Annotated in this window: 8 protein-coding genes; all 8 read left to right on the top strand. The window is 55.8% G+C overall.

The annotated features are described in order from the left end of the window. On the top strand, nucleotides 1-449 hold a 449-nt coding region (locus PAT3040_RS38670; protein ID WP_258234986.1), incomplete at its 5' end, for a dihydropteroate synthase. 1,013 nt (nucleotides 450-1,462) lie between these two features. Then, nucleotides 1,463-1,840 carry a dihydroneopterin aldolase gene (gene folB / locus PAT3040_RS15135; RefSeq protein ID WP_373271312.1) on the top strand — a complete coding sequence of 126 codons (378 nt, stop codon included), beginning with the start codon at nucleotides 1,463-1,465 and terminating at the stop codon, nucleotides 1,838-1,840. Then, nucleotides 1,818-2,375 (top strand): 2-amino-4-hydroxy-6-hydroxymethyldihydropteridine diphosphokinase, encoded by a 558-nt coding sequence (gene folK, locus PAT3040_RS15130; protein WP_108993397.1) that lies wholly within the window; start codon nucleotides 1,818-1,820, stop codon nucleotides 2,373-2,375. The genes folB and folK overlap by 23 nt, the downstream gene beginning before the upstream one ends. Continuing rightward, complete coding sequence (locus tag PAT3040_RS15125; protein WP_087571615.1) at nucleotides 2,327-2,539, top strand: helix-turn-helix domain-containing protein; 213 nt, start codon at nucleotides 2,327-2,329, stop codon at nucleotides 2,537-2,539. The genes folK and PAT3040_RS15125 overlap by 49 nt, the downstream gene beginning before the upstream one ends. 8 nt (nucleotides 2,540-2,547) lie before the next feature. Further along, the gene (gene dusB / locus PAT3040_RS15120; RefSeq protein WP_108993396.1) at nucleotides 2,548-3,588 is read left to right on the top strand and encodes a tRNA dihydrouridine synthase DusB; all 1,041 of its coding nucleotides are present in this window, start codon (nucleotides 2,548-2,550) and stop codon (nucleotides 3,586-3,588) included. Between the two features lie 294 nt (nucleotides 3,589-3,882). Beyond that, a complete protein-coding gene (gene greA, locus PAT3040_RS15115; RefSeq protein ID WP_087571617.1) occupies nucleotides 3,883-4,359 on the top strand; it encodes a transcription elongation factor GreA in 477 nt (158 codons plus the stop codon). 84 nt (nucleotides 4,360-4,443) lie between these two features. Further along, a complete protein-coding gene (gene lysS, locus PAT3040_RS15110) occupies nucleotides 4,444-5,958 on the top strand; it encodes a lysine--tRNA ligase (RefSeq protein ID WP_373863948.1) in 1,515 nt (504 codons plus the stop codon). 411 nt (nucleotides 5,959-6,369) lie between these two features. Next, nucleotides 6,370-7,158: a tyrosine-protein phosphatase gene (locus PAT3040_RS15105; RefSeq protein ID WP_108993395.1), complete on the top strand. Its 789-nt coding sequence runs from the start codon at nucleotides 6,370-6,372 to the stop codon at nucleotides 7,156-7,158. Nucleotides 7,159-7,218 lie beyond the last annotated feature (60 nt).

The raw sequence follows: 7,218 nt of genomic DNA, 5'->3' as shown, positions 1-7,218 counted from the left end.
CCCCCGCCTGGGCCGCCGTAGCGGCGGAATACGGCTGCCCCGTCATCGTCAGCCATAACAGACACGCCCGGGACTACACCGACTTCGTCCCGGACGTGCTCGCCGATCTGCGCGACAGCATCGGCCTCGCCCTGGCGGCTGGCGTCGCCGAGGATGCCATCTGGGTAGACCCAGGCATCGGCTTCGCCAAAACCTACGAGGACAACCTCGCCCTGCTCGGTCGCCTGCGGGAACTGACGGCGCTCGGCTGCCCCATATTGCTGGGCACCTCGCGCAAGCGGTTTATCCGGCAGGCGCTGGATCTGCCGGTCGATCAGGTCGCCTGGGGGACAGCGGCGACCGTTGCGCTGGGCATCGCGCATGGCGCTCAGATCATGCGCGTGCACGATGTGCGCGAGATGAAGCTCACGGCGCTGATGGCGGACGCCATCCATTATTTGCGCGACTAAATACTAGGCAGCATTTCTCCCCCGGCTCGTCCATTCAGGCGACTCAGTTAGCGGAGAAGCCTCGCTCGACAGTCGGGGGACTTACATAGCGGTGGGAACTTCGCTCATCAGTCAGGGGACTTACATAGCGGTGGGAACCTTGCTCTTCCGTCGAACGGCTTACTTAGCCTTGGAAACCTCGCTCGTCCAGTCAGGCGACTCAGTTAGCGGGATGCCTCGCTCGACAGTCGGGGGGACTTACATAGCGGTGGGAACTCGCTGGTCCAGTCAGGCGACTCAGTTAGCGGTTTGAAACCTCGCTCGTCAGTCGGGCGTTCTTACTTCTCGGTGGGAACCTCGCTCTTCCGTCGGGCGACTTACTTAGCGGTTTGAAACGTCGGCTGACTTATTTAGCCGTGAGATTCCCTTTCCCCTGCCCCGCGTCGTTTGTCGGCTCCTTTAGCGGGAAAACCTCCCACTAATCGCGAACGTATGCGCATTTCAGCACAAACAGAAGGAAAATCTCCCACTAATTGAGGCAATTTGCCCAGCGCAAGGCTGTAGAGGGCATATTAAAGGGCGAATTTCCTGTTAATGTCGATAGATAGGTGGGTATGGAGAATTTAGAGGGACAAATTCCCTTAATTCGTCAAGCGTGCGGTTGAGTGGGGGCGTGAAGTCGACATTCTTCGGTCAAGCGTGCGGTTGAGCGGGGGCGTGAAGTCGACATTCTTCGGTCATCCGTGCGGTTGGACGGGGGCGCGAAGCCGACATTCTTCGCCAAGCGAACGTTAGAGCGAGTCGACGACACGCAGCGAAGCCGCAACTGCACGCAGCGGAGCCGGCAACTGCGCACGGCCGCAGCTGCCCGCCCGGCAAGCGCACTAACGTACACATGTGACGCCTTCAGCTTGTCTATGCCGCCAACCGAGGACCTTTAACTCTGGTTACTTTGTCGGAAGCGGCACGTATGGGGAGCGGCTCGCATTAGGGAAAAGCACATGCAGGAGGAAGGAGCAACTATAGTGGATTTGATGAAGGTAATCGGTATGCGCTTCTATGGCTATCACGGCGTATTCCCGGAGGAGAACAAGCTGGGGCAGCAATACTATGTGGATCTCGAGCTGAGCCTGGATCTGGATCAAGCGGCGCGAGAGGATGATTTGGAGGCAACAGTCAATTACGCCGAACTGCACGCATTGACAAAAAGTATCGTGGAGGGGCCGCCCTTCAAGCTGATCGAGGCGTTGGCGGGCTGCATTGCATCGCGTCTGCTGGAGACTTATACTAGGATCAACGAAGTCACGGTGCGCGTGACGAAGCCGCATCCGCCGTTCGACATTCACTTCGACGGCGTGACGATCGAGCTGCGGAGAAAGCGGGACGGCCATGGCGGCATCATCCGAGCATAAGGCGTCAGCGCCTGTCACCGCCTACATCGCCCTCGGCTCCAACATGGGCGACCGCGAGGCGCATCTCATGCGAGCGATCGGGGAGCTTAACAACCAGCCCGGCATCGAAGTGACGGCCGTGTCGGGCATCTACGAGACGGATCCTGTCGGCTACACCGACCAGCCGGCCTTTCTAAACATGGCGGTTGCCGTCAAGACCGAGCTGGCGCCGCTTGAGCTGCTGCGGACGCAGCTGCGGCTGGAGAGCGCCCTCGGGCGAATTCGACAAGAACGTTGGGGACCGAGAACCATTGACCTTGATCTTCTCCTGTACGATAATGTCAGAATGGATCAAGAGGAGCTGACGCTGCCGCATCCGCGCATGATGGAACGCGCATTCGTCCTTGTTCCGCTGCATGATGTGATCTCGAGTTCGCATCCGCTGCATGAGCAGGTGTCCACGACGACCGCACGTGCGCTTCAGGCAGGAAAGGATGGCATTACGTTATGGAAAACAATCAATTGGCGCAGCGCGTCAGAGCCTTCAGGAAGCTGAAAGGCTACACACAGCAGGAGCTGGCCAAGGAGCTGGGCGTGTCGGTTGCGGTACTTGGATCGCTGGAGCGCGGAACGCGCAGAAACGACCCGAAGCTGCTGCATCATATTGCGAAGACGCTTGGCATCAGCTACGAAGAACTGATGACAATTAGGGGGGAGTAAGGAGCGGCATGCTGAGAATCGGGGACATCCAGATGCAGAACAGAGTGGTATTGGCGCCGATGGCCGGCGTGTGCAACCCTGCTTTTCGCTTAATTGCCAAGGAGTTCGGAACCGGGCTCGTGTGCGCCGAGATGGTGAGCGACAAGGCCATTCTGCACGGCAACAAGCGTACGATGGAAATGTTGTTCGTCGACGAGCGCGAGAAGCCGCTTAGCTTGCAGATCTTCGGAGGGGACCGCGAATCGCTCGTGGAAGCCGCCAAGGTCGTCGACAAGCAGACGAACGCGGATATTATAGATATTAACATGGGCTGTCCGGTGCCGAAGGTAACGAAGTGCGACGCAGGCGCCCGCTGGCTGCTGGATCCGAACAAGATCTACGAGATGGTATCCTCCGTCGTAGATGCCGTCGACAAGCCGGTTACCGTAAAGATGCGCATCGGCTGGGATGACGAGCACGTATATGCGGTCGAGAATGCCCAGGCGGTCGAACGCGCGGGAGGCAAGGCGGTTAGCGTGCACGGACGGACTCGGGAGCAGCAGTATACGGGCAAAGCCAACTGGGACATCATAAGAGATGTCAAAAATAACGTAAACATTCCAGTCATCGGCAACGGCGACGTCTTCTCGCCCGAGGATGCGCAGCGGATGCTGGACACGACGGGCGTCGACGGCGTCATGATCGGGCGCGGCGCGCTGGGCAACCCGTGGATGCTGTATCGCACGATCCAGTATTTGCAAATTGGCGAGCTGCTCGGCGATCCCGCGCCACGCGAGAAGATGGAGGTCGCGATACTCCACCTGGACCGCCTGATCGCGCTCAAGAACGAAGCGGTCGCCGTACGCGAGATGCGCAAGCATCTGGCTTGGTACCTCAAGGGTCTGCCGGGCGGCGCTCGCGTCAAGGACGCCATCATGGAAGAGACGGGCCGCGACCGCATGGTCACCATCCTGGAGACGTACATTTCTTCACTGGAGAATGAAGCCGAAGGAGCTCCAACGCCTTCCGCAAGCGAGAACCACGCTATCGCAGAGGAGATTGTTCACTAAGGGAAGCGGCCTCCCATTAATATGTCGTACAAGCGGTTATTCGACATCAGTCGACAGTAACCGCTTTGTGTCGTCATGGGCTGCGAGACCGGCGGGAGCAGCTTACACCGAATAGTCTGACTTCGATTGACATTCGTGGTACGTTGCAATATAATCGTCCAATATAATCAAAGTTTTCATATAGAATGCGCTTTATCAGAGCGTTGGTCTGTACAACCCAATACGTAATATATTAAGTAACAGTGAATTCATACACGGTATGAAAATTAGTCACGCGACAGGAGAATCGGGAAGATGAACGATAAGCAAATCATTCTGACTCAAGATGGGCTCAAGAAGCTTGAAGAAGAGCTTGAGAATCTGAAGTCGGTTAAGCGTCGTGAAGTTGCCGAACGGATCAAGATTGCCATCGGTTACGGTGACATTAGCGAGAACTCCGAATACGAGGACGCGAAAAATGAGCAAGCCTTTATCGAAGGCCGCATCATTACCCTTGAGAAGATGCTTCGCAACGCGCGGATCATTAATAATGACGACATCGACATCGATACCGTAAGCATCGGTTCGATCGTGACCGTAGAAGACCTGGAGTTCCGTGACACGATGGAATACGCGATCGTGGGCACGGCGGAGTCCGATCCGCTCCAGAACAAGATTTCGAATGAAAGCCCTGTCGGCAAGGCCATCCTTGGGAAGAAGAAGGGGACGGTCGTAGAAGTGAACGTGCCGGCGGGAGTTATTCAATATAAAATCATCGATATCAAGAAATAAGGCGTGAACGCCGATTTCGAAAGCTTCCTCACAGGAAGCTTTTTGAACGTTTATGCATCTTGTGGTCAAAAGGAGATGGAAGCATTGTCGGAACAAGAGTTGAACAACGAGCAGGAGCTGAGCGAGCTTTTGCAGATTCGCAGAGACAAGCTGGATGAATTGAGGGGACTCGGCGTAGATCCGTTCGGACGGAAGTTCGAGCGCACGCATCATGCCAAGGACATTCTGACCGAGTATGAAGGCCTCAGCAAAGAAGAGCTGGAGGAGAAGGCGGTTAAAGTCAGCATCGCCGGCCGTATCATGCAGAAGCGGGGCATGGGCAAGGCGGGCTTCGCCCACATCCAGGACCTCTCCGGACGGATCCAGATCTATGTGCGCAAAGATTCGGTAGCCGAGCACAAGTTCGCGGCGTTCGATCTGCTCGACATCGGCGATATTGTAGGCGTACAGGGCACCGTGTTCAAAACAAACACCGGCGAAGTATCCGTCAAAGCGCTGGACGTCGACGTACTGACCAAGTCGCTGCTGCCGCTGCCTGACAAACATCACGGTCTTAAGGACGTCGAGCTGCGCTATCGCCAACGTTACGTCGATCTGATCGTCAACCCCGACGTGCAGCAATCGTTTATCACGCGTTCCCGCATTATCCAGTCGATGCGCAGATACCTCGACTCGCTCGGCTACCTCGAGGTAGAGACGCCGACGCTGCACAGCATCGCGGGTGGCGCCGCTGCGCGTCCGTTTATCACGCATCACAATGCGCTGGACATGCAGTTGTACATGCGGATCGCCATCGAGCTGCATCTAAAGCGCCTGATCGTCGGCGGCCTCGAGAAGGTCTACGAGATCGGCCGCGTCTATCGCAACGAAGGCATCTCCACGCGTCATAATCCGGAGTTTACGATGATCGAATTGTACGAGGCATATGCCGACTACAAGGACATCATGGCGCTGACAGAGAACCTGATCGCCCATATCGCGCAAGAGGTGCTGGGCACGACCAAGATCAACTATCAAGGCCAGGAAGTGGACCTGACGCCGCCTTGGCGCCGCGTAACCATGGTCGATCTCGTCAAAGAAGTGACAGGCGTCGACTTCGGAGTCGAAATGTCCGACGAACAAGCGCATGCGCTGGCCAAGGAGCATAAGATTCCGGTCGAGCCGCATATGACGTTCGGCCACATTCTTAACGCGTTCTTCGAGGAACGCTGCGAGTCCACGCTGATCCAGCCGACGTTCGTCATGGGCCATCCCGTCGCGATCTCGCCCCTGGCGAAAAAGAGCGAGGCCGACCCGCGTTTCACGGACCGTTTCGAGCTGTTTATCGTGGCTCGCGAGCATGCCAACGCGTTCACGGAGCTTAACGACCCGATCGACCAGCGCGAACGCTTCGAGTCGCAGCTCGTCGAGAAGGATCAAGGCAACGACGAGGCGCATGAGATGGATGACGACTTCATCCGCGCGCTGGAGTACGGCATGCCGCCTACGGGCGGACTCGGCATCGGCATTGACCGTTTGGTCATGCTGCTAACCGATGCGCCGTCCATCCGCGACGTGCTGCTCTTCCCTCATATGCGGGAGCTGCGTTCGGGAGAATAATTCCGGCAGCGACAACTAACATATTAATCGACCGCTCAGTTTAGCTGGGCGGTTTTGTTGTGTTGGGCTGAATCCTTCTTTATTATGGAAAAGTTTATCAAAATAAACACCTGAAAATGCATCTTTTGCACTGAAAATACAACTGTCGACTCATGTCGAAAGTAGGAGTAAAGAGTCATTTTAATCATCAAAGTTGTCACAAACGCTTGTTAAGCGTTTTCATAGGAAGATTCTTCCTTTACCCGCACGGAAGAGGTGCTATATACTAGTAATTAATGATAGAACCTCCAGTCGTAGTCTGTCTACTTATGCCGAATTGACTAATTTGATGATTCAAAAGTGTCGATTTCTGCATTTCCTTTCAAAATAGCAGCCAGCGACCGATAAAGTAGTAGTAAGGAGGTTGCCATCATGATCGACATACATACGCATATTCTGCCCGGAATCGACGATGGAGCCGCGAACGCGGAAGATGTCGCGGAGCTGGCTCGCGCCGCATGCGAGGACGGGATTACATTATTGATTGCGACGCCTCATCATGCCAACGGCGCCTATCTCAACCCAGCTGCAGGAATACTTACATTAGTTGAAGAATGCAATGAGCAATGGCAAGAATCGGGTATACCTCTTAGGGTGTATCCCGGCCAGGAGATTCGCGTGCACGATGACTTGCTGGATGCGTGGCATCGCGGTGAGCTGCTTACGCTGGCGGGCTCCAGATTTATTCTGCTGGAGATGCCTTCGTCCCGTATTCCCAAGGGAATGTCGGAGCTTGTGCACGAGCTGGTTCTATTGGGGCTGACACCGGTGATCGCTCATCCGGAACGCAATGCCGAGGTGGTCAAACATCCGGAGCGGCTGGAGGAGCTGGTCGAGATCGGCGCATGCGCGCAGGTCACGACTCATTCGCTGCTTGGGGGCTTCGGAAGACGAATCGAACAAACTTCCATGGAATTAATGAGAAGGGGCTGCATTCATCTGTTATCCTCGGATGCACATCATGTGCAGCGAAGAGGATTTCGTATGAGCGAAGCCTATTCGTTCATTGAGAGAACAATGGGAGAACAGTGGGTCGTCTACCTCAAGACCAACGCGGCCGGCATCCTGCATGACAGACCTTTCGGCGAGCAACCGTATATCGATCAAACCAGGTCCGGCGGCAAGGTCAAGAAGCTGTTGTCGACCATCTTTGCGCGCTAGAGAAGAAACGCAAGACACCGTTTTACGAGGTTCCATTTGCGTCTTGCCCTAACAGGCGGG

This window comes from Paenibacillus agaridevorans (assembly GCF_003112455.1).
In the GTDB taxonomy this organism is placed as follows: Bacteria; Bacillota; Bacilli; order Paenibacillales; family Paenibacillaceae; genus Pristimantibacillus; species Pristimantibacillus agaridevorans.
The sequence above is the reverse complement of the archived record's forward strand: the minus strand, read 5'-3'. Positions and strand labels throughout refer to the sequence as shown.

Bases quoted from the DNA above. Each gene is read 5' to 3' on its own strand.
- greA (WP_087571617.1), top strand. From the start codon at position 3,883: ATGAACGATAAGCAAATCATTCTGACTCAAGATGGGCTCAAGAAGCTT.
- folK (WP_108993397.1), top strand. From the start codon at position 1,818: ATGGCGGCATCATCCGAGCATAAGGCGTCAGCGCCTGTCACCGCCTAC.
- PAT3040_RS15125 (WP_087571615.1), top strand. From the start codon at position 2,327: ATGGAAAACAATCAATTGGCGCAGCGCGTCAGAGCCTTCAGGAAGCTG.
- dusB (WP_108993396.1), top strand. From the start codon at position 2,548: ATGCTGAGAATCGGGGACATCCAGATGCAGAACAGAGTGGTATTGGCG.
- folB (WP_373271312.1), top strand. From the start codon at position 1,463: ATGAAGGTAATCGGTATGCGCTTCTATGGCTATCACGGCGTATTCCCG.
- PAT3040_RS15105 (WP_108993395.1), top strand. From the start codon at position 6,370: ATGATCGACATACATACGCATATTCTGCCCGGAATCGACGATGGAGCC.